20 protein-coding genes and 2 pseudogenes are annotated in these 21,768 nt (G+C 73.9%); 8 read left to right on the forward strand and 14 right to left on the reverse strand.

The window, feature by feature from the left end:
* Positions 1–127 precede the first annotated feature (127 nt).
* Positions 128–931 carry a VOC family protein gene (locus AC07DA_RS03945; RefSeq protein WP_479124329.1) on the reverse strand — a complete coding sequence of 268 codons (804 nt, stop codon included), beginning with the start codon at positions 929–931 and terminating at the stop codon, positions 128–130.
* 251 nt (positions 932–1,182) lie between these two features.
* Here AC07DA_RS03945 and AC07DA_RS03950 point away from each other — a divergent pair, with 251 nt between their 5' ends.
* Entirely contained in the window at positions 1,183–1,542 is a 360-nt protein-coding gene (locus tag AC07DA_RS03950) for an ANTAR domain-containing protein (protein ID WP_479124330.1), read from the forward strand.
* A 30-nt stretch (positions 1,543–1,572) separates the two neighbouring features.
* On the opposite strand, the gene AC07DA_RS03955 is transcribed toward AC07DA_RS03950, so the two are convergent.
* On the reverse strand, positions 1,573–2,364 hold the full coding sequence (locus AC07DA_RS03955) for an RNA polymerase sigma factor SigF (protein ID WP_479124332.1): 792 nt from the start codon (positions 2,362–2,364) through the stop codon (positions 1,573–1,575).
* Positions 2,365–2,827: 463 nt separating this feature from the next.
* Here AC07DA_RS03955 and AC07DA_RS03960 point away from each other — a divergent pair, with 463 nt between their 5' ends.
* Positions 2,828–3,349 carry a hypothetical protein gene (locus AC07DA_RS03960; protein ID WP_479124333.1) on the forward strand — a complete coding sequence of 174 codons (522 nt, stop codon included), beginning with the start codon at positions 2,828–2,830 and terminating at the stop codon, positions 3,347–3,349.
* 30 nt (positions 3,350–3,379) lie between these two features.
* Here AC07DA_RS03960 and hemC read toward each other — a convergent pair whose 3' ends face one another.
* The 5 genes and pseudogenes from hemC to AC07DA_RS03985 form a co-directional block, all read right to left on the reverse strand.
* Positions 3,380–4,315: a hydroxymethylbilane synthase gene (gene hemC / locus AC07DA_RS03965; RefSeq protein WP_479124335.1), complete on the reverse strand. Its 936-nt coding sequence runs from the start codon at positions 4,313–4,315 to the stop codon at positions 3,380–3,382.
* Positions 4,316–4,384: 69 nt separating this feature from the next.
* Positions 4,385–4,757: pseudogene (locus AC07DA_RS03970) on the reverse strand (questin oxidase family protein); the annotation flags it as partial.
* 52 nt (positions 4,758–4,809) lie between these two features.
* Positions 4,810–5,583 carry an NPP1 family protein gene (locus AC07DA_RS03975; protein ID WP_479124337.1) on the reverse strand — a complete coding sequence of 258 codons (774 nt, stop codon included), beginning with the start codon at positions 5,581–5,583 and terminating at the stop codon, positions 4,810–4,812.
* 140 nt (positions 5,584–5,723) lie between these two features.
* The gene (gene ligD, locus AC07DA_RS03980) at positions 5,724–6,704 is read right to left on the reverse strand and encodes a non-homologous end-joining DNA ligase (protein WP_479124339.1); all 981 of its coding nucleotides are present in this window, start codon (positions 6,702–6,704) and stop codon (positions 5,724–5,726) included.
* A gap of 174 nt (positions 6,705–6,878) precedes the next feature.
* Positions 6,879–8,030: an MFS transporter gene (locus AC07DA_RS03985; protein ID WP_479124341.1), complete on the reverse strand. Its 1,152-nt coding sequence runs from the start codon at positions 8,028–8,030 to the stop codon at positions 6,879–6,881.
* A gap of 123 nt (positions 8,031–8,153) precedes the next feature.
* Here AC07DA_RS03985 and AC07DA_RS03990 point away from each other — a divergent pair, with 123 nt between their 5' ends.
* The 3 genes from AC07DA_RS03990 to AC07DA_RS04000 are packed head-to-tail and all read left to right on the forward strand — an operon-like array spanning position 8,154 to position 9,810.
* Entirely contained in the window at positions 8,154–8,915 is a 762-nt protein-coding gene (locus AC07DA_RS03990) for an AraC family transcriptional regulator (protein WP_479124343.1), read from the forward strand.
* 50 nt (positions 8,916–8,965) lie between these two features.
* Positions 8,966–9,346: a DoxX family protein gene (locus AC07DA_RS03995; protein ID WP_479124345.1), complete on the forward strand. Its 381-nt coding sequence runs from the start codon at positions 8,966–8,968 to the stop codon at positions 9,344–9,346.
* Entirely contained in the window at positions 9,343–9,810 is a 468-nt protein-coding gene (locus AC07DA_RS04000) for a peroxiredoxin (RefSeq protein ID WP_479124346.1), read from the forward strand. Before AC07DA_RS03995 ends, AC07DA_RS04000 begins: the two co-directional genes overlap by 4 nt.
* 408 nt (positions 9,811–10,218) lie before the next feature.
* Here AC07DA_RS04000 and AC07DA_RS04005 read toward each other — a convergent pair whose 3' ends face one another.
* Positions 10,219–11,049, reverse strand: coding sequence for an aldo/keto reductase (locus AC07DA_RS04005; RefSeq protein WP_479124348.1), 831 nt, complete (start codon positions 11,047–11,049; stop codon positions 10,219–10,221).
* 97 nt (positions 11,050–11,146) lie between these two features.
* On the opposite strand from AC07DA_RS04005, the gene AC07DA_RS04010 reads away from it, so the two are divergent.
* Positions 11,147–12,211, forward strand: coding sequence for a LacI family DNA-binding transcriptional regulator (locus tag AC07DA_RS04010; RefSeq protein ID WP_479124711.1), 1,065 nt, complete (start codon positions 11,147–11,149; stop codon positions 12,209–12,211).
* Here AC07DA_RS04010 and AC07DA_RS04015 read toward each other — a convergent pair.
* From AC07DA_RS04015 to AC07DA_RS04030, 4 genes are read right to left on the reverse strand one after another with little or no spacing between them, the layout of a single operon-like run.
* Positions 12,174–13,553: a glycoside hydrolase family 32 protein gene (locus AC07DA_RS04015; RefSeq protein ID WP_479124350.1), complete on the reverse strand. Its 1,380-nt coding sequence runs from the start codon at positions 13,551–13,553 to the stop codon at positions 12,174–12,176. The two genes, AC07DA_RS04010 and AC07DA_RS04015, sit on opposite strands and share 38 nt — an antisense overlap.
* The gene (locus AC07DA_RS04020) at positions 13,550–14,404 is read right to left on the reverse strand and encodes a carbohydrate ABC transporter permease (protein WP_479124352.1); all 855 of its coding nucleotides are present in this window, start codon (positions 14,402–14,404) and stop codon (positions 13,550–13,552) included. Before AC07DA_RS04020 ends, AC07DA_RS04015 begins: the two co-directional genes overlap by 4 nt.
* Before the next feature lie 17 nt (positions 14,405–14,421).
* On the reverse strand, positions 14,422–15,381 hold the full coding sequence (locus tag AC07DA_RS04025) for a carbohydrate ABC transporter permease (RefSeq protein ID WP_479124354.1): 960 nt from the start codon (positions 15,379–15,381) through the stop codon (positions 14,422–14,424).
* The gene (locus AC07DA_RS04030; protein ID WP_479124355.1) at positions 15,378–16,787 is read right to left on the reverse strand and encodes an extracellular solute-binding protein; all 1,410 of its coding nucleotides are present in this window, start codon (positions 16,785–16,787) and stop codon (positions 15,378–15,380) included. Before AC07DA_RS04030 ends, AC07DA_RS04025 begins: the two co-directional genes overlap by 4 nt.
* Positions 16,788–16,951: 164 nt before the next feature.
* Here AC07DA_RS04030 and AC07DA_RS04035 point away from each other — a divergent pair, with 164 nt between their 5' ends.
* A complete protein-coding gene (locus AC07DA_RS04035; protein WP_479124356.1) occupies positions 16,952–18,493 on the forward strand; it encodes a glycoside hydrolase family 32 protein in 1,542 nt (513 codons plus the stop codon).
* Between the two features lie 72 nt (positions 18,494–18,565).
* Positions 18,566–19,540: a TauD/TfdA dioxygenase family protein gene (locus AC07DA_RS04040; protein WP_479124358.1), complete on the forward strand. Its 975-nt coding sequence runs from the start codon at positions 18,566–18,568 to the stop codon at positions 19,538–19,540.
* On the opposite strand, the pseudogene AC07DA_RS04045 reads toward AC07DA_RS04040, so the two are convergent.
* Together AC07DA_RS04045 and AC07DA_RS04050 are read right to left on the reverse strand one after the other, a co-directional pair.
* A pseudogene (locus tag AC07DA_RS04045) lies at positions 19,512–20,186 on the reverse strand (LLM class flavin-dependent oxidoreductase); the annotation flags it as partial. The gene AC07DA_RS04040 and the pseudogene AC07DA_RS04045 sit on opposite strands and share 29 nt — an antisense overlap.
* A 71-nt stretch (positions 20,187–20,257) precedes the next feature.
* A complete protein-coding gene (locus tag AC07DA_RS04050) occupies positions 20,258–21,763 on the reverse strand; it encodes a metallophosphoesterase family protein (protein ID WP_479124360.1) in 1,506 nt (501 codons plus the stop codon).
* Positions 21,764–21,768 lie beyond the last annotated feature (5 nt).

The following is a 21,768-nucleotide window of genomic DNA, read 5'->3' on the forward strand; positions in this document are numbered from 1 at the left end:
CGGCCCCGACAGACAGCGGCCCCGCGGACCACTCGGTCCGCGGGGCCGCTGCTCCTGTGCCGCTGCTTTTGTGCCGGTGTCTGTGCCGGTGTCCGGCCCGGTGCCCGTGCCGGCGGGCGCCCCGGGCTCAGCGGTCGCGGCGGGCCGTCACCGTGAACTGGGCGCCGTCGTGGTCACGCAGCACCGCCTCGTCGCCGCCCTTGGACAGCACGCTGCCCCCGTGCAGTTCCGCCGCCCGGGCGCAGGCCGCCACGTCCTCGACGAAGAAGTGGACCTGCCAGTGCGGCCGGATCGTGGGATCGGGGGCCGCCTCCAGCGCGCCCGACTCGATCCGCGCCACCACGTCGCCGCGGCTGCGCAGCACGACCTCGCCGCCCTCGTAGTGGACCTCGCAGCAGCCGGGTTGCCCCGAGGCCCAGTCGAGGACCTCGCCGTAGAAGATGGCCGCGTCGAAGGCGTCCCGGGTGTGCAGCGTGATGAAGGCCGGCTGCGCGTTGCGCCAGGTCTCCCAGTCGGTGAAGAGGTCGCCCTCCCAGATCCCGAAGGTCGCCCCGTCCCGGTCGGCGAGCAGGGCCGCCCGCCCGGGGGGCAGCGAGATCGGGCCGACCGCCGTCGTGCCCATGCGCTCCTGCACCCGCGCCACCGCCTCGTCCGCGCTGCGCACGGCGAAGTAGGGCGTCCACGCCACCGCCATCTGCCACATCGTCGCCACCCCGGCGATCCCGGCCACCGGCGAACCGTCCACCAGCGCGATCCGGAACCGGTCGCCGAGCTTGGCCGGCCGCCACTGCCAGCCCAGCACGGCCCCGTAGAACTCCTCGGTCGCCTTGACGTCGCGGCTGGTCAGACTCACCCAGCAGGGTGCCCCGAACACGGAGTGCGAGGAGAGCACGTCCTTGGTGCCGGAGGAGGTGGGCATGTCGTGGTTCATGGCAGTCGCGTCCTGATCTCGTCGGCCTGGCAGCCACCGGGGAATGACACCAGTGTCCAACCGGACCCGTTGCGGGCGCCTGCCGAGTACCCCGGCGACAGTGCCGAAACGGTGTCCGGAACCGGCTGCTCCGCCCCGGTGGCACCGGGCGGGCCGAGTGACGACCATGGAGGGGTCGGACACTGCGTCAAGGCACTCAAGCACTCTGTGAGGCCATCGAGGCAGCGGCGCACCGGAACCCGGAGGTGACCATGCCCACGGACGGGGGCTCGGAGCGGATCCTCGCACTGCAGGAGGAAGTCCAGCAGCTGAAGGAGGCGGTGGTTTCCCACGCCGTCGTGGACCAGGCGATCGGGATGGTCGTGGCGCTCGGCAGGGTCTCACCCGACCAGGGGTGGGACGTGCTGAAGGAGGTCTCCCAGCACACCAACATCAAGCTGCGCAACGTCGCGGAGCTGATCCTCGTCTGGGGCCGTACCGGCCTGATGCCGGAGGAGATCCGGGCCGCGCTGGAGGACGCACTGGACCGCGTCGGCCCGACGCAGATCCCCGGCGCGCCGCAGGCACCGGGAGCGCCGGCGCAGGCACCGGGAGCACCGCCGGAGGCGTGATCCCCGGCGGTGGTCTACCCGGCTCCCCGCTCAGCGGTTCTCGGCGAGCAGCTCCTCGCGCAGATGGGCGAAGCAGCTGCTGAGCAGCCGGGAGACGTGCATCTGCGAGATCCCGAGCTGCTCGGCGATGCGGCTCTGGGTCATGCCCTTGAAGAACCGCAGGTAGAGGATGACCCGCTCGCGCTCCGGCAGCGCCTGCAGGCAGGGCTTGACGGCCACGCGGTTGACGACGGTGTCGAAGGCCGGGTCGGGCCCGCCGATCGCGTCGCCGAGGGCGTAGCCGTCGGTGCCGGGCATCTCCGCCTCCAGCGACAGCGCGGAGAAGCACTCCAGCGCCTCCATACCGGTGCGTACCTCGCCCTCGGTGAGCTGGGCGTACTCGGCGATCTCGGCGGTCGTGGGGGAGCGTCCGGAGGTGGTCTGGGACAGCTCCTTGACGGCGTGCCGCACCCGGTTGCGCAGGTCCTGCACCCGGCGCGGGACGTGCAGCGTCCACATGTGGTCGCGGAAGTGGCGTTTGATCTCGCCGGTGACCGTCGGTACGGCGTAGGCCTCGAAGGCGTTGCCGCGCGCCGGGTCGTAGTGGTCGACGGCCTTGACGAGGCCGAGGGCCGCCACCTGGTAGAGGTCCTCCAGGGCCTCGCCGCGCCCGCGGAAGCGGATGGCGATCCGCTCGGCCATCGGCAGCCAGGCCTCGACGAGCTCGTCGCGCAGTGCCTTGCGCTCGGGCCCGTCGGGCAGCCGTACGAGGCGTGCGAACGCCTCGGCGGTGTCGGGGGCGTCGTCGTGGGGGTGCGTTCGGGTGCTGCCGGCGATACGCATGGTGCGCACCTCCCTGAGCAGGTGCGGAAGGGACGGTCACCATGGGAGGCGCGGACGCGGACCTCACGGGGCACCCGGGGCCCGGCGGGCCGGCTCCCACGGACGTGCCTCCTGTCCGAAGCACTTCACTGCCTTGCCCGGGCAGTGACACAAGCAGCAATTCCGACAATACGGCATACGGGGTTCCCTGGCGCCACCGCGGTCGGCTGGAGATTCTCCGGCTCGGAGCCCCGGTCGTCGCCGCCGGTGCCCTGGGCCGGCCGGCCCAGTGATCTTCACTCCTGGAAGTGATGTGCGGCACGCCCGGGCAAGCGCTTTCCCGGCTCGCTCCCGGATAACCGCTGGGCACGGCTTGATCGTCGATCAAAAGGGATGAACTGCCTGGCCACAGCGCATTCTGCTCATTTGACAGTGCGCTGAGACCACAGATAGGAAGCAGCTTCCAGAGGTCGAGAGGTGCAGTGTGTACGAGCCGAACGTGGTCGGGGACTGGCAGGAGTACGACGAGCACGCCGGTCTGCGCGTCCGCGTCCACCGTCTGGAAGCGGCCGAGCCGCCGCGCGGCCGCGACGACGCCGCCGAGGGGCTGACGTACTTCTGCCTGCGCGTCACGGTCGAGAACCGCGGCAGCCGGCACCTCGGCATCCACCTGGAGGACGGTCAGATCGACGTCCGCGTCGGCCCTGACGGCGAGAGTGCCTTCCTCGACTGGCGCAACTCCCAGTTCATCGAGGGCTTCGACGTCTACCCGCTGCGCCGGGTCACCGCCGTGCTGTACGCGGCCGGTCCGGAGGCGTCCCTGGGGCTGGTGGACGTCCAGGTCCAGCTGAGGGTCGACGAGGAGTGGACCGACCGCCGGCTGTGGTCGGGCTCCATCGGCGCGCACGGGGGGACCGCGGAGGCCCAGCAGGGCGCGGTGCGCGAGAGCCTGGCGCACCAGGTGAGCGTGTTCCTGCGGGACCAGGCGGAGGAAGGCACCGCCTGATCCGGCGTCAGCGGCGGCCGGGGCCGCGCGTCAGTGCGGGATGCCGTCGATGATCTCGCGGGCGCCCTGGCGCAGCAGGGCCACGGCGACCGAGGTGCCGAGCGTGGCCGGATCCAGCCGTCCCGCCCACTCGTGGGCGTTCAGCCGCGTCTTGCCGTCCGGAGTGAACACGCAGGCCCGCAGGGACAGTTCACCGCTGCGGTCCACCCGCGCGAAACCGGCGATCGGGCTGTTGCAGTGGCCCTGCAGCACGTGCAGGAACATGCGCTCGGCGGTGGTCTCGCGGTGGGTGTCCGGGTCGCCGAGACCGCTGACCGCGTCGATCAGGTCGGCGTCGTCCTCGCGGCACTGGAGCGCCAGAACGCCCGCGCCGATGGGCGGCATCATCGTCTCGGTCGAGAGGATCTCGCTGATCACGTCCGCCCGCCCGATGCGCTCCAGCCCCGAGACGGCGAGCAGCAGCGCGTCGGCCTCGTTCGCCTCCAGTTTCGCCAGCCGCCGGTTGGCGTTGCCCCGGAACGGCACGCACTCCAGGTGCGGGTGCGTGGCGGCCAGTTGCGCGACCCGGCGCACCGAGGAGGTGCCGATCCGGGTACCGGCCGGCAGCTCGTCCAGGGTGAGTCCGCCCGGGTGGACGAGGGCGTCGCGGATGTCGTCCCGCTTGAGGAACGCGGCGAACACCGTGCCCGCCGGGAGGGGCCGGTCGGCGGGCACGTCCTTCACGCAGTGCACGGCGAGGTCGGCCTCGCCGGCCAGCAGCGCCGCGTCGACCTCCTTGGTGAACGCGCCCTTGCCCTCGACCTGGGAGAGATCTCCCATCCACTTGTCGCCGGTGGTCTTCACCGGGACGACCTCGGTGCGCACTCCGGGGTGGGCGGCGGCCAGTTCGGTCCGGACGCGCTCCACCTGGGCGAGGGCCATGGGCGAGTCGCGGGAGACGATGCGGATCAGTTCGGGGACGGACATGCCGCCACGATAGACCCTTCCACGGGTGCGTCCGTGCCGTACCTCCCCCCGACGGCCCTGCGGCGCACGTCAGTTCGGGGTGAGGGGCTCGCTCAGCTCGATCGCGCGCAGCGCCGCGGCCAGGGCCCGCTCGTCGCCCACGTCGAGGGCGGTGCTTGATGACGTGCTCGTCGCCGTGGGCGAGGGCCTGTTCCAGCACCTCCGGCGCCGTGCGGCCGGGCGCGGGGACGGTTGCGGCGGGTTCGGCCGGGGCGTACATGGCGGTGACCGCCGCGGAGGCGGTCCACGCGGCGTGCGGACTCGGCGCCCACAGCGCACGGGGCAGCGACGGCGGGGTGCGCAGCACGGCGTGGGGTGCCGTCGCCGCGTGCACCAGCATGGTCTCCTCGCCGTGGCCGTGGGTGGCGTACCGGTGGGTCGCGGCCCGGACCAGCTCGGTCAGGGCGGAACCGCGACCCCGCCGGGGACCTGGGCCCCCGGCCGGGCGGGTGGGCTCAGGCGTACGGGTCGAACGCGATGCCCGACGGCTTGGCCGAGGCCAGGTGGCCCGCGAAACTGGCGTCCTTCAGGCCGAAGTTGGCGCTGCCGAAGTTGTGTGAGGTGAGCTTGTCGCGCACCCCGGCCGGGTAGCCGTTCCAGCCCACCAGCGGCGGGTACTGCCAGGTGCCCTTGTGGTTCTCCGGCGGCTCGTCGTTGGCGTTGGCCAGGCGGAAGCAGTGCGTGCTGATGCCGTCCTTGTGGTAGACGATCTTCGGGTGCGTGCCGTCGAAGCGGACCGCGGACGCCGCGCGCACGGTGAACGAGCCGTGGTTGGAGGTCGAGACGTACTTGACCTGGTTGTCCTGCACCCACACGGCCACGTGCTCGAAGTCGTGCCGGTGGCCGCCGATGCTGCTGCCCGCCAGGGCCTGGTCCTTCTCGAAGTACAGGGCGTACAGGATGGCGCACCAGCCGTTGTTGCACTTGTAGCGCGAGTAGCCGTTGGTGTTGTCCAGGTCGGAGGCGTCGCGGCAGTTGCCGTTCAGCGCGCCGGTCGGGTTGAGCCCGCCGTTGACGGCCCCGTCCGGGCCGATCGCGGGCGTGGAGTAGCAGCCGTCGGTGTCGTAGTCGTAGGCCGGCTGGTACGTCCGCTCCAGGGACTCGGCGTTGGCGGGCAGGGCCGGCGGCGGGGCGGCGAAGGCGGTGGCGGGGAAGGCGAGGACCAGGGCGGCGGCACCGGCTGCCCCGGTGAGCCATCTCCTGCGCGATGTGAACGGGCGTGACGACACTGCGTCCTCCTCTTGGGCGCAGCCGAACGGCTGTGGGGGAAAGGGAGGTTCAGCTTCCAGGCTGAACGCGTCCATGCCAAGAGGGGCGGGTGGTCCCCACGGTGAATCGCAGCCCAACAGCCGGTGGTCCGGACGGCGGTTCAGACCAGGTCGTCCGGGATGTCGGCGGCCGCCTCCCCGGGGGCGAGGTCCGGCCGCAGCCGCAGCCAGGACGGCTGGCGCAGCAGCCCCTCCCGGGTGCGGGTGCTGTAGCGGACCTCGCCGACCAGCCGGGGGACGACCCAGTGCGCGCCCGGAGCGCGCGGGGCCGGGTCGAAGGGGCAGACGTCCGTCGCGGCGGCCGCCAGCAACGCGGCCAGTTCCGCGCGCTCGGCCTCGCTCCAGCCGGTGCCCACGCTGCCGACGTACCGCAGCCGTCCCGCGGCGCGCTGCCCGACCAGGACGGCGCCCGGCAGCCCGGTGAGCCGCCCCTTGCCGGGCTGCCAGCCGCCGACCAGGACGTCCTCGGTGCGCATGTTGCGGATCTTGATCCAGGCCCGGGAGCGCACCCCCGGTTCGTACGGCGAGTCCAGCCGCTTGCAGACCAGGCCCTCCAGGCCGTGCTCGCGGGTGGCGCGCAGCGCCTCGGCGCCGTGGCCGACGATCGCGGCCGGGGTCGACCAGGAGGGCCCGCCCAGACCGAGGTCCTCCAGCGCCGAGCGGCGTCGCGCGTAGGGCAGCCGGAGCAGCGACCGGCCCGCCAGGTGCATGACGTCGAACAGCACGAGGTGGACCGGGACCTCCGCGGCCCGCCGCGCGGCCCGGGCGGGGGCGTGGGCGAGGCCCATGCGGGACTGCAGCAGCTGGAAGGACGCGCGCCCCTGTGCGTCCAGGGCCAGGACCTCCCCGTCCAGCACGGCGGGCGTGGTCCCGAGGGCGGTGCCCAGCGGCCGCAGTTCGGGATAGGCGCCGGTGATCTCGTCACCGGAGCGCGCCCGCAGCAGCACGCTGCCGTCGCCGGGAAGGTAGACCACCACGCGCTGGCCGTCCTGCTTGGTCTCGTAGGCCCAGCGGGTGTCCTGTGCGGCGGGCGGCAGGGAGCCGGACGTGGCGAGCATGGGCGGGATCAGAGGCAGGTCCACGGGTTGAGTTGTCGACGGACCCGGGCGGGGTCACGCCCGCAGGCCGCGTCTTTCCCCTGAACGGCGCTGACCGCCGCGACCCGTCCCCCTCGACGACGTGAGCCGGGCGCACGCCCGCACCACCGCTGCTCCCGACCGCGTTCGGACCGAAGGCGCCGTGTCCGAGCGCACCCGTCACCGTGCCGCCGGGTCGCGCGGGCCCGCCCGCTCGGCCGTCACGGTTCCCGGGGGCGCGGGATCACGCACCCCGCACAGCAGCAGCCGTCCCAGGGCGGGCAGCACGATCAACGGCAGCAGCGCCGTGCGCAGGGACGTCGCGTCGGCCAGCGCCCCGATCGCGGGAGCCGCGAGGCCCCCCACGCTCACCGCCAGGCCCAGCGTGACCCCGCCCGCGGTGCCCCTCCGCCGGGGCAGGAAGTCCTGCCCCAGGGTGATATGCAGCGAGAACGGCACGTACAGGCTTGCCGACACCAGTGCCGCGAACAGGTACACCGGCGGCCCGGGCACCAGAACCAGCCCCGCCACGGCCGGGACCGTCAGCGCGTACGACCGGCGCACCACGGCCATCCGCCCGTACCGCTCGGCCAGCCGCCCCCCGGCGAGCGTCCCCACCGCACCCCCGGTGTAGAGGACGAACAGCGCCGCCGTACCGGCCGCCTCCCCGCCGCCGGTGCGCTCACCCACGTACAGCGAGACGAACGCGCCGAGGCCGACGAACACCACCGACCGGCAGACCACGGCACCCGACAGCCGCAGGAAGGACGCCCAGTCGTCCCGGCCCGAACCGGCCGGCGCGTCCGCGCCCCCGGAGCCGGAGCCGGCCGAGCGCACCGCCACCGCGCACAGCGCGGCGCCGAGCACGGCCGGGACGGCCAGCAGGGGAGAGGCGCGCAGTCCGCCCACCGCCATGACGGCGAGGACCAGCGGGGGCGCCAGGGCGAAACCGGCGTTCCCGCCGAAGGAGAACCAGCTCATCCCCGTATGGCGGCCGCCCGCCACCACCCGCGCCACCCGGGCGGCCTCCGGGTGGTAGGCCGCCACCCCGACGCCCGACACCGCGACCACCGCCAGCGCGTAGGAGCCGGTCACCCCGCTCAGCGCGACACCCGCCCCGGCCGTCAGCGCGCTCAGCGGCAGCAGCCACGGCATCGCCCACCGGTCGGTGAGCACCCCGAACAGCGGCTGCACGAGCGACGACAGCAGGGACGCCGCCAGGACGACACCCGACGCGGCGGCATAGGAGTAGGCACGCTCGGCGACGAAGTACGGCACCAGGGCGGCCACGCTCCCCTGGTAGACGTCCACGCAGGCGTGTCCCAGGGACATCCAGGCGACGGGCCGGCCCGGTCGGTTCGGGCGCCCGCTCGAACCCCGTTTCTCTCGTGAAGTGGTCACCCGGCGATCGTCGTCCGCGCACCGCCTGGCCCGCTTCCGATAAACTGCCGGACTGTGCCGGACATCCGCCACGCCCCGACGGCGCCGACCCGGGCCCAGCGGCTCACCGCCGGCGGCCGCATCGACGCGCACCGGCACGACGACCACCAGATCGTCTACGCCGGCTCCGGCGTCGTCGAGGTCACCACCGACTCCGGCACCTGGTTCGCTCCCGGCACCCGCGCCCTCTGGATCCCGGCCGGCACCGTGCACGCCCACCGCGCCCACGGCCGCCTCGACCTGCACCTGGTCGGCCTGCCGGCCGGCGACAACCCCCTCGGCCTGGCCCACCCGGCCGTCCTCGCCGTCAGCCCCCTGCTGCGCGAGCTGATCCTCGCCTACACCCGCGCCCCCGGCGACGACAGCCCCGAACGGCGTCGCCTGCGGGGCGTGCTGCGCGACCAGTTGCGCCTCTCGCCCCAGCAGCCGCTGATCCTGCCCACACCCGCCGACCCCCGGCTGGCCGCCGTCTGCGCGCTCGTGCACGCCGACCCGGCCGAGGCGCGCACCCTCGCCGCGCTGGGCGCCGCGACCGGCGTGGGGGAACGGACCCTCAGCCGGCTCTTCCGGGCCGAGTTCGGCATGACCTTCCCGCAGTGGCGCACCCAGTCGCGGCTCTACCACGCCCTGCGGATGCTGGCCGACGGCCTGCCCGTCACCAGCGTCGCCCACCGCTGCGGCTGGTCCTCCGCCAGCGCGTTCATCGACGTCTTCCGCCGCTCGTTCGGCTACACGCCCGGGACCCATCACCGGCGCGCGCGGGGCCGCGGGAACTGACCCGTCTACCCCCCGGTAATATCGCGCGGCAGGCCCCCAGAGGAGGAACCGTGCCCCGGTCCGAACGCTCGCCCCTGCTGCTCGCCGGCCTGCTGGCCACCGCGGGTGTCGCCCACTTCGCCGCACCGCGCCCGTTCGACGCGACCATCCCGGGCGGGCTGCCGGGCAGGCCCAGGACCTGGACGTACGCCAGCGGCGCCGCCGAGCTCGCCCTGGCCGCCGGCCTCGCCGTGCCCCGCACCCGCAAGGCGGCCGCGCTGGCCACGGCCGCGTTCTTCGTCGGGGTGTTCCCCGCCAACGTGAAGATGGCCGCCGACTGGCGCCACCGCCCCACCCCGCAGAAGGCCGCGGCCTTCGGCCGGCTGCCCCTCCAGGTGCCCCTCGTGCTCTGGGCGCGCGGCGTCGCCCGCAACGCGCAGGGCCGGCCGTGAGCGCGCGCCTGGAGACCGGCGACAAGGCCGGGGACTTCACCCTGCCCGACGAGAGCGGCACCGAGCGCAGCCTGTCCGCACTGCTCGCCGAGGGGCCGGCCGTGCTCTTCTTCTACCCGGCCGCCCTCAGCCCCGGCTGCACCGCCCAGGCCTGCCACTTCCGCGACCTCGCCGCCGAGTTCGCCGCCCTCGGCGCGCGGCCCGTCGGCATCAGCGGCGACGCCGTCGAGCGGCAGCGGGAGTTCGCCGGGCGGCACGGTTTGGGCATGCCGCTGCTCTCCGACGCCGACGGTACGGTCCGCGAGCGGTTCGGCGTGCGGCGCGGCTTCTCCCTGGCCCCCACCAAGCGCACCACGTTCGTCATAGCGCAGGACTTCACCGTGCTGGAGGTCGTCCGCAGCGAGGTGCGCATGAACGCGCACGCCGACCGGGCGCTCGCCGCCCTCCGGGCCCCGCGGCGCTGAGGGGCCCGCGCCCGCCGCCGGGCGGTTGATACCGGCGGCAAGGCCTGCCCTCGGGCTCGGCAGCGGCAGCGGCGGGGACTGGTCCGACGTGACCCCGCTGTCCGGCAGCCGGGTGGCGCCGGTCGTCGGGAACGTCGTCGGCCCCGGCATCCCCTCCACGGCGACCACGGGCCGGCCGGTCACGGCCGTGCGCACCCTCGCCGACGTGGACCTGCCGCCGGACCCAGCGCTGGGGCGCCCGGCAGACCACGTCGGCACGACCATCCGGTGGGAACGGCCGCTCGCCTCCTCTGCTGAGCTCCGCGGCGACCTGGGCACGGCCGGCCGTTCGTCCTTCGGGCCTGCCGAGGGGCCCTCGGAGCCCGGCCACCTGCGGCTCCTTCCCGCCCCGCGCGCCCCGGTACCCGCTCAGAACTCCTCGTGCACCTCCGGGTCACCGCCGACCCGCCGCCGCTCCCGGCCCGCCACGGCGGCCATCTCGTCCTCGCTCAGCTCGAAACCGAACACGTCCAGGTTGGCGCGCTGCCGCTCGGGGCTCGCCGACTTCGGGACGGGCACCGCGCCGAGCTGGACGTGCCAGCGCAGCACGACCTGTCCGGCGCTCACCCCGTGCGCCTCGGCGATCCGCGCCACGGCCGGGTCCTGGAGCAGGGGCGTGCCCCGGCCCAGCGGGCTCCAGCTCTCGGTGACGATGCCCTTGTCCGCGTGGAAGGCCCGCAGTTCCTCCTGCGGCAGGAACGGGTGCAGCTCGATCTGGTTGACGGAAGGCAGCACCCCGGTCTCCCTCTCCAGCCGCTCGATGTGCGCCGCCGTGAAGTTCGAGACGCCGATCGACCGCACGAGCCCGTCCTCGCGCAGCTTGATCATGGCCCTCCAGGAGTCGACGTACCGGTCCACGCGGGGCAGCGGCCAGTGGATGAGGTACAGGTCGACGTACTCCAGGCCGAGACGGGCCCGGGACTCCTCGAAGGAGGCGAGGGTCTCCGCGTAGCCGTGGTGGCGGCCCGGGAGCTTCGTCGTCACGACGATCTCCTCGCGCGGCACCACGCCGGCGGCGACGGCCCGGCCGACCCCCGTCTCGTTGCGGTAGTTCGCCGCCGAGTCGATCAGGCGGTACCCCGCCTCCAGGGCCGAGACCACCGCGGCCTGCGCCTCGTCGTCGCCCAGCGGCCAGGTGCCCAGGCCCAGGGCGGGGAGCGCCGTACCGTCGTCGAGCGTGTGCGTCGGGATGCTGATCACCGTCGGACCTTCCCGTTGACTGTGTCGTCCCCCCAGCGTCACGGATAGGGTGAGCAATGATCAACCGGACGGCTGGGGGACGAGGGCGGCGGACGGCATGGGCGGTGCCGAGGAGAAGACGGCGACGGGACCGGGACGACCCACCTCACGGGACGTCGCCCGGCTCGCCGGTGTGTCGCACACCGCGGTGTCGTTCGTGTTCAACGGCCGGGCCGACGGCAACCTCTCGCCCGCCACCCAGGAGCGCATCCGGCAGGCCGCCGCCCAGCTCGGCTACCGGCCCGACCCCGTCGCGCGCGGCCTGCGCAGCCGCCGTACGGCCGTGATCGGCCTGGTCACCGACGAGATCGCCTCCTCGCCCTTCGCCGGGCGGCTGCTGCGCGGTGCCATGGACACCGCCTGGGCCGGCGAGCACCTGGTCCTGACCGTCGACTCCGGCGGCGACGCGGCCAAGGAGGACGCCGCCGTCGCCGAGCTCCTCGACCGGCGGGTCGACGGCATCATCTACGCGGCCATGTCCCTGCGCCGCGTCCGCGTCCCCGAGGGCCTGCACCGCACGCACTCCGTGCTGGCCAACTGCCTGCCCGAGGACGGCTCGCTGCCCGCCGTCGTCCCCGCCGAGCGGGCCGGCGGCCGGACGGCGGCCCGGCTGCTGCTCGAACAGGGGCACCGGCGGGTCGCGCTCGTCGGCGGGCAGGACGACATCGCCTCCGTGGAGCGGCTGCGCGGCTTCCGCGACGCGCTGCGCGCCGAGGGCATCACCGTGCCGAGGGACTGGGTGGTCCGCACGGGCGGGGAGATCTCCGGCGGCTACGAGGGTGCCACGCGGCTGCTCGACGGGCCCCCGGCCGAGCGGCGGCCCACGGGGATCTTCGCGTACAACGACCGGGTCGCGGCGGGCGTCCTGCACGCCGCGACCCGGCTCGGGATCTCCGTGCCCGGTGAGCTGTCGGTGGTGGGCTACGACGACCAGGAGCACATGGCCGCCCACCTCGCACCGCCCCTGACCACCGTCGCCCTGCCCCACCGGGCGATGGGAGAGGCCGCCGCGCGGCTCCTGCTGGACTCCATCGCCACCGGCCGGACCCCGCCCGCGACCGTGCGGCGCCTGGCCTGCCCGGTGATCAGCCGCGCGTCGGTGGGACCAGCGCCCACCCGCTGACGGCGGCGTCGGACGACGGGACGTCCAACTCCCTCACGTCGTCCGGGCGTTCGTAGACGCGCTCGGTGAGCGTGGCCCGGTCGCCGACGAACACCTCGTACAGGGAGCCGTCGACCAGCACGCGTACCGTGAGTTCCCCGGCCGGGGGCACCCGGACCGTCACGGGCGCACCGGAGGCACCCGTGCGGGGCCAGTCGTCCCGGTCCAGCGTCACCGTCCCCGCGCCCGGATCCAGCCGGACCGTCAGCCCGGCGCCCGAGGCCGAGCGCAGCAGGCTCACGGTGGTGTCGCCGCGCGCCGTCACCGTCAGGTCGTACGCCGCGGGCAGGGCCGCCCGGCCCGGGGCGGTGACGAACGGCTCGGCCGCGCGCAGCCGGTCGAGTTCCGGGGCCGGGGCCACCCGCAGCGCACCGTCGGGGTGGACGCCGACGACACGGGGAGCGGTGAGGACACCGGCCCAGTCGGTGTCGCCCTGCTCGCGGGCCTCCCAGGACCAGCCCCACATCAGGGCGCGGTCCGGCTCCTGCAGCACGGCCGGGGCGTAGAAGTCGCGCCCGTGGTCGAGCCGTCCGCCCGCCCGGGCGGAGAAGCGGGCGGCGTCCAGACGACCCGTCAGGTAGCCGGTCGTCCACGGCCGGCCGTCCCACAGCGACACCACCAGCACCCAGGCGCCGTCGCCCGCCGCGTACAGCTGCGGGCACTCCCAGCCGGTCGCCCGGTCCCCGAACGCCGCCCGGGCGGCCGGGTCGTGGCCGTCCAGGAGCACCCCGGCGAACCGCCAGTCGGTCAGGTCGTCGCAGTCGTACAGCAGCACCGACGGGGTGCCGTCGGCGTGCCCCGCGCCGACCAGTGCCCAGCGCCGCCCCGCGTGCCGGAAGACGAACGGGTCGCGGAACATCACCACGTCCAGGCCCTCCGGCGGACCCGCCACCACGGGTGCGGGCAGCGGGACCCACTCGGTCAGCAGGGGGTCGTCCGGGTCCGCCGCCCGGGCCAGGCAGACGGTGCCGAGCCCCGTGTGGTGCCGGTCGACGCCGGTGTACACGGCCGTCGGGACGCCCCCGTCGTCGACCACGCAACCCGACCAGCAGCCCGCCTCGTCCGGGCCGCCCGGGGTGGGCGTCAGCGCGACCGGGTGGTGCCGCCAGTGGGCGAGGTCGGGGCTGGAGGCGTGGCCCCAGTGGACGTTGGCGTGCACCGGGGCGTCCGGGTTGTGCTGGTAGAAGAGGTGGTAGCGGCCGCGCCAGCGGAACGGCCCGTTGGGGTCGTTCATCCAGTGGGCGGGCGGGCGGACCCGGAAGCGCGGGGCGTACGGGTCCTGCGGGGGAGCGGCGAGGCTCAACGGTTGACTCCAGCGGAGGTGATGCCCTCACGCAGAGGGCGCTGGCCGACGACGAACACGGCGACGGCGGGGATCATGGACAGGACGACACCGGCGAGGACGACGGAGACGGAGCCGGTGCCGAGGTTGCCCTGGAGGGAGACCAGGCCCAGCGGCAACGTGTAGTTCTGGCCCGACGTCTCCAGGATCAGCGGCCGGAAGAACTCGTTCCAGTGGTAGTTGAAGGCCAGGACGCCGACGATCGCGAGGCCGGGCGCGGCCAGCGGGGCGTACACGGACCGGAAGGTCCGCCAGGGCCCGGCCCCGTCCAGCATCGCCGCCTCGCCCAGATCCTTGGGCATGCCCAGGAAGTACTGCCGCATCAGGAACGTGCCGAAGGCGGTCGGGAACGCCGGGACGATCAGCCCGAGCAGGGTGTCGGTCAGACCCATCGACTTCAGCACCAGGAACACCGGCACGATGGTGACCTGCAGCGGCACCATCATCGTCGCCAGGACCAGGCCGAACAGCGCCTTCTTGAAGCGGAACTCCAGCCGGGCGAAGGCGTATCCGGCCAGGCCCGCCGTCACCATCTGGCCGGCCGCGATCAGCCCGGTGACCAGCGTGGAGTTCAGCGCCAGCAGCCAGACGTCGATCTGGTCGAACACCCCGCGGTACGCCTCGGTGGAGGGGTTCGCGGGGATCAGCCGCGGCGGCAGGTCGAACGCCTCGGCCGGGGTGCGCAGCGAGGTGGACACCGTCCACACCACCGGACCGAGGGTGAGCAGCGCGCACACGGCCAGCCCGGCGATCCGCGCCCAGGGCGCCAGCCCGTGCCGCAGGCGGCCGGAGGACAGGGTTGCTTGACTCATCGCAGGACTCACCCGGCTCACTGGTAGTGGACGAAACGCCGGCTGAGCCGGAACTGGAGGGCGGTGACCGCCATGACCAGGACGAACAGCAGCACGCCCACCGCTGATGCCTCGCCGAAGCGGAGCTGCTCGAAAGCGGTCTCGTAGATCACCATCACGACCGTGCGGGTGGCGTCGCCCGGGCCGCCGTTGGTGAGGACGTAGGGCTGCTCGAAGACCTGCAGGGCGTTGATGATGCCGACGACGGAGGCGACCAGCAGGGTCGGCGACAGCAGTGGCAGGGTGACGGTCAGGTGCTTGCGCAGGCCCGTCGCGCCGTCCAGCGCGGCCGCCTCGTGGATCTCCTTCGGGATGTTGTTCAGCCCGCCCACGAACAGCAGGAACGAGAAGCCGAACTGCTGCCAGACGTAGACCAGGACGACCGTCGCCATGGCGGCGTTCTCCGACGTCAGCCAGGGCACCGGGGCGATCCCCACGAAGCCGAGCAGCCAGTTGACCACCCCGAAGTCCTGGTTGAACAGGTACTTCATCACCACCGAGATCGACGCCGCGGACAGCACCAGCGGGAAGAAGAACGCCGAGCGGAACACCGAGCGCAGCCACACCGGCATGCGCCCGTTCACGGCGAGTGCCAGGGCGAGCGCGACGATCAGTTGCAGCGCCACGGCGAACACCATGAACACCAGCGTGTTGCGGAAGGACACCAGCACGGTCTCGTCGCCGAACACCTCGCCGTAGTTGGCGAGTCCCGCGTACGACGGGGAGTCGATCACGTTCCAGTGGAAGAGGCTCAGCACCACCGAGCCGGCGATCGGCACGACCGTGAAGACGACGATGCCGACGATCGTCGGGGCCAGGAACAGCGTCGCGAGCAGCCGGGTGCCGCGCTCGCGGGCCGGGGGACGTCCCGGCGCCGGGGACGGGGACGGGGGCGGGGGCGCGGCGGTCCGGGCGGGCGGGGTCTGGGTGTTCGTCATACGTCACGCTCCATGGCCTTCTCCAAATCGCCCTGCATCCGGCGCAGCGCGGGGCGCACCGAGCGCGGCGAGGCCAGGGCCGTGCCCGTGTGCTTCAGCAGCACCTGCTCGACCTCGGCGACCTGCGGCGGCGCCGGGATCGGTCCCGTGTCGGGGAACCGGTCGAGGGTGTCGTAGAAGACCGGCCAGTGCGCCGGGCCGGTCTTCTCGTAGCGCTCGGCGGTCAGCAGCGAGCGGCGGGCCGGGGTGGTCTGGTTCGTGGCGAACAGCCGCTCCAGGGTGTCCCTGCGGGCGGCGTACTTGATGAACTCCCACGCCTCGTCCTGCATCGTCGAGGTGCGCAGCAGCGCGTAGCCCGCCGCGCCGTACTGCATGCGCTGGGTGCGCCAGCGCGGGAAGTACTGCACGTCGAACCCGTCGCGGTCCATGCCCGCCAGGTGCAGTCCGCCCGCCCAGAAGCCGCCCGCCGGGGTGACGCCGACCCGGCCGGTGGAGAACACGCCGATGAGGTTCTGGCCGTTGCCGCCCTCGGGCCGGGTGCACAGGCCGTCCTGGATGAGGGAGGCGAGGTAGTCGTAGACCTCCTCCACCCGGTCGTGCGTGGCCTGCGGCGTCGTCCAGCGGAAACCGCCGCCGCGGCCCGCGCGCTGCCCGGCCGGGTAGAAGCCGTCCCACAGCCACTGCCCGCCGGGCGCCTTGGACTCGGCGAGCAGGTTGGTGTCGTTGGCGAACAGCCAGGGCACCACGCCGCCCCAGAGCCGGTTGGTCCAGAAGTACGGCGTGAAGCGCGAGCCGCTCGCCCTCTTCATGTCCCGCAGCAGCGACGTGAAGTCGTCGCGGGTCCAGTCGGCCGGCGGGAACTGCGCGCCCGCGCGCCGCAGCACCTGCCGGTTGACGTACATGTCGGCCGCGTTGAACTCGACCGGCAGCTGGTACAGGCTGCCCTCGTACATCATCGACTCCACCAGCGAGGGGTGGACGTCCGCGAAGTACTCCTTCAGCTCGGCCGCGTCCCGCTTCACCCACTTGTCCAGCGCCACACCCAGGCGCCGCGCGAACAGCTGCACGCCCTCGGTGGCGACGTAGACGAGGTCGGGGGCGGTGCCCGCCGCGACCTGGGTGAGGATCTTCGCGAAGAAGTCCGACCAGTCGACGGCCTGGACCGCGTTGATCCGCAGCCTGATGCCGGGGTGCAGTTCGGCGAAGCCCTCCTGGAGCGTGCGGATGGCCTCCGGCCCGTAGGCGGGGCCCAGCGTGGCGACGACGAGGGAGCCGTCGTCCCGGCCGGGGATGTCGGCTCCGGTGAGCCGGTCCCAGCTCGCGGCGGTGCCGGCCAGGGCGGCGGCCCCCGCGCCGTAGGCGCCGTACCGCAGCAGGGCGCGGCGGGTGAGGTGCGAGTCGGTCATCGTGTCAGGGGCCTAACTCGTGTTAGCCATGGGTTGATGCCCCAGATGATGTGAGCGCGGGGCAGACCTGTCAAGGCGTGCGACCGCTTGACCTTTAACGAGTTAGGTCCGAGAGTCCTGAACCCATGAGCCACCGTTTCCGACGAGAGGGACGAGGTTGTGTGATGGGCGGGATCACCAGGAGAGCGCTGTTCGCCGGGTCGGCCGTGGGGGCCGCCGGGGCCCTGCTGCCCACGGCGGGCCCGGCCGCGGCCAAGCCCCGGACGGAGGGCGCGCGCTACCGCGCCGCGTACCACTTCACCGTCCCCGACCAGTGGAAGAACGACCCGCAGCGCCCGCTCTGGATCGACGGCGCGTACCACTACTACTACCTCCACAACGCCGACTACCTCTCCGGTGAGGTCGGCACCGCCTGGCGGCTGGCCACCAGCCGCGACCTGGTCTCCTTCACCGACCGGGGGATCGCCGTACCCAAGGACACGACCCCCAACGGCGACGTCTGGTCGGGCTCGGCGGTGGTCGACAGCGGTGACACGGCGGGCTTCGGCGCGGGCGCGGTGGTCGTCCTGGCCACGATGTCCCCGCACGACGGCCCGGCCGACCAGGCGCAGTACCTGTACTACTCCACCGACGGCGGCCGCACCTTCCGCCCGCACGGCACCGACCCGGTGCTGCCCAACCCCGGCGTGCGCGACTTCCGCGACCCGAAGGTGATCCGCGACGAGGAGCGCGGCCGGTGGGTGATGACCCTCGCGGAGAACGACAAGGTGGGCTTCTACCACTCGGCCGATCTGCGGTCGTGGACGTACGTGAGCGGTTTCGTGCGGCAGGGCATCGGGGTGCTGGAGTGCCCCGACCTGTTCCGGATCCGCGCCGCGGACGGGACGCGGAAGTGGGTGCTGGGGGTCAGCGCCAACGGCAAGGGCGCCGGGCTGCCGAACACGTACGCCTACTGGACGGGCTCCTTCGACGGCAGCACCTTCACCGCCGACGCGGCCGGTCCCCAGTGGCTCGACCACGGCTGGGACTGGTACGGCGCCGTCACCTTCGACAAGCACGCCGCCGACGGCACGGCCGACGAGAGCACCCGGTACGCGATCGGCTGGCTCAACAACTGGGACTACGCCCACATCACCCCCACGATCGACAGCGACGGCTTCAACGGCACGGACTCGATCGTCCGGGAACTGGCGCTGAAGCGGGGGAGCGACGGCACGTACTACCTTGCGTCCCGGCCGGTCGCCGCGCTCGACCGGTACGTCACGCGCACGGTGCGGCTCGGCGACCTGGAGGTGGAGGGCACCCGGATCCTCGGCTACCGCGGCACCGCCTACGAGGTGACCTGCGAGATCACCTGGGACCGGCTCGCGGGTGCGGGGCTGCAGCTGAGGCGTTCCCCGGACGGCGTGCGGCACGTCGACGCCGGTGTGCACCGCGACTACGCGTTCCTCAACCGCGGCCCCTCGGTGTCCCCCGACATGACCGGCCGCCGGCAGGAGAGCCAAAGCCCCTTCGACCCGGCCCGGCGCGCGGTGCGGTTGCGGATCCTGGTGGACCGCACCTCGGTGGAGATGTTCGTGGACGACGGCCGGTTCACGCACTCGTCGGCGGTGTTCCCGTACCTGGTCGACACCGGGCTCGCGCTGTTCACGACGGAGGGCAGGGCGGTCTTCCGGGACGTAGTGATCCGGGAGTTCACCGTGTGAGGCGGTCGCCACCCGCGGGGATCGCTGTCACGATCTCCGGGAGGGACCACGCCCACGAGCAGCGGAGTGCGCATGACGACGGAGAGCCGGACGACGGACGAGGCGGCGCGGGAGGCCGGGGTGGAGGTGAAGCCGGTCGCCGGGTACATCGGGGCCGAGATCCACGGGGTCGACCTGGCCGGCGAGCTCGACGACGCCGTGGTCGCCGCGATCCGGGCGGCGGTGCTGCGCTGGAAGGTCGTGTTCTTCCGGGGCCAGCGGCTGGACCACGCCGGGCACGTGGCGTTCGCGCGGCGGTTCGGGCAGCCGGTGGTGCTGCCGCGGCGCGGCAGGGCCTCGCCGCCGGACTTCCCGGAGATCGAGACGACGGCCGACCGGCTGGAACTGGGCGGACGGTTCGGCATGGAGCACGACGAGTGGCTGCGGCGGCGGCGCCACACCCTGCTGCGCGGCTGGCACTGCGACCACGGCGCCCGCGTCGACCCGCCCGCCGCGACGATCCTGCGCGCCGAGACCGTCCCGCCCTACGGCGGCGACACCACCTGGGCGAACCTGGCGGCGGCCTACGCCGGGCTCTCCGCGCCCCTGCGGCGGTTCGTCGACGGGCTGCGGGCCGAGCACCGGCTCGGCGTCGGCTACCAGCCCCGGCCCGGCGACGACGCCTACGTCCGCCACCTGCTGGACCGCCAGGTCGCCTCGCTGCACCCCCTGGTGCGCGTCCACCCCGAGACGGGGGAGCGGATCCTGTACGTCAACGGCTACTACGTCGAGCAGATCGCCGGCCTCTCCCGCCCCGAGAGCGCGGCGATCCTGGAGATGCTGCTGGAGCAGGCGGTGCGGCCCGAGTACACCGTGCGGTTCCGCTGGGAGCCGGGCAGCGTGGCGTTCTGGGACAACCGCGCCACGATGCACCTCGCCCCCGGTGACACCGCCCACCTCGGCCATCCGCGGATCATGCACCGGGTGATGCTCGCCGGGGACGTACCGGCCGGGGTGGACGGCACGCCGTCGGAGGCGATCACCGGGAGCGAACCCGGGCGGTGGTGACGCGCCGGGCGGCGGGCCGCCGGCCCGGTGCCGGGCCGGGCTTCGTCGCCAGGCCGGTGCGGATCCGCACGCAGGCGTCGTGCGCGAAGGCGAACGGGAGCGCGCACGCCACCTCGTCCACCTCCCCGGAACGCGGCGTGCGCGTGCGGGCGCTCGGCGATTTCGTCTCCAGTGCGCACCGGGTCCGGCGCGGACAGCAGCCGGGCCGGGCCCTGCGGCCGCCCCGTGCGCGGGGTGCGCCGGGCGGCGTACCTCTCGTACCGGGCGCGCTGCCAGGGCGAGGCGGACTCCGCCGGGATCACGACCTGGCCCTGCGGGACCCGGGCGGCCTCGCCGTCCGGGTGGGCGGCCGGGAAGGCCCGGATCCGGGCCGGCTGGATCTCCGTGGAGGCGAGGGGCCCTCGGCCCCTCGCCTTCACGACGCTGCTGGTGAGCAGGGCAGCCCGGGGCGTCGGCCGTGTCCGGGAGGAGGGCGCCCCTGACCTGGTCGAAGCGGGGCGGCGAGCCCCCACTGGCCCCGGGGCCGGACGGCCTCCGGAGCAACAGGCCGACGGTGGCCCGGTCCCCGCCGGACGCGGTGGGTTCTCCCGGCCGAGCGGGATGACGCCGTGCCCAGCTCGATACGGTGGGTGCGCTGCGTGGCCGCGGGACAGCACGGATCTCATCGAGCGGGGCGAGCGGCTCGGGTGCGGCAGCGCGTGGGCCCGTCCGGTGGTGTCAGGGCAGCGGGATCGTCACCTCGTCCTCGACCGGCGGGTCGACCTCCTGGGCGCGGTTGCCGGTGGCCGCGTAACAGCGCAGCCGGACCGACTCCGGTGAGACGTCCAGCCGCAGGAAGCACTTGAAGAACGGCGGGCTGTACGTGGCCGAGCCCGGCGAGAACAGCGACGTGTGGATCTTCCGCACGGGCAGCCGGAACCGCTTGGCCTCGTCGGGGCGGCGGCCGGTGCCCAGCAGCCCCGCGACCAGCCGGGCCCGCCGGGTGACGCGGACCGCGACGCCCGGGGCGCGCGCGGGTGTGATGCCGAGGCGCTCGGCGATCACGGCCGTCGCCTCCGCCTCGGTCAGTGTGAAGAAGCGGCGCAGCCGCAGCCGGCGGCCGTAGAGCCGGCTGTAGAAGGCGAGGGAGTCGCCGCGCAGCGGGTAGCAGCGGAAGTCGTCCTCGGTGACGCCGGCGACGGCGACGCGCGGGATGGTGTGGGTGGCGTGCATGAACGCCCCGCCGCCGCCCGCTACCACGTACTGGAGCGTGCGCCCGTCGTCCAGCCTGACGGGGTAGCGCTGGTAGTTGTGGATGTCGCCGCCGATCGCCGCCACGTAGTGGTGGTCCGGGTCGCGGACGATGTCGTCGACGAAGCCGCCGCCCTCGATGGCGCACGGCTCGTGCCGGCCGTCCACGTACAGGGGTGAGCCGGTGACCAGGATCTTCGGGCGGGGCCCGGCGGAGACCTCGCGCAGCCAGGCACCCTGCTCGGCGTCGAGGGTGCCGAGCAGGCCGGTGTCGATGCCGATGATCCGCACCGGCCCGGCGTCGATCGCCCAGTACGGGCCCGGCTGGACGGCCTGCTGGGCGGGGCCGGACCGCAGCGCCCGGGCCGCGGCCAGGTGCCGTCCGTCGTCCGGGCGCGGCCGGTGCCACAGCAGGGACCGCAGCCAGGCCCGGGTCAGCGGGCGCGGCCGGGGGCCGGGCGGCAGGGGCGGGGCGTCGCCGCAGAAGACGCGCATGAAGCCGCCGAGGTCCTCGTACCAGTCGTGGTTGCCGGGGATCGCGTAGACCGGCGCCGGGTAGTCGCGGTACGGACGGAAGAACTTGGGGCCGTAGTCGTCCGCACTGCCCACCGGGTAGATCACGTCACTGGCGAGGACGGCGAAGCGGGTGTCCTGACCGGCCTTCAGCAGGCCCGGCACGACGGCGTACTGGGGGTCGTCGCCCTCCCCGGTGTCGCCGATGACGAGGAACGAGAACCGGTCCGGGTCGTCGCGGCGGATCACCTTGTCGGCCGGGGCCCCGGCGGCCTCCCGCTGTGCCACCCAGCGCCCGCGGGTCCGGCCGGTGGGATCCCCGAACCAGGAGGCCAGCACACCGTTGCGGGCCGCCCACAGCATCCGGGGGTCCAGCCAGGAGATCTTCTCGGTCCGCGGCGGCAACAGCCGCTGGTACGCGCCGCGTTCGGCCGGTCCCCAGCCGGCGCCTTCGGGGGTGTCGCGTGAGGAGTCGGGCACCGGTG

The organism is Streptomyces sp. NPDC044921, assembly GCF_056432865.1.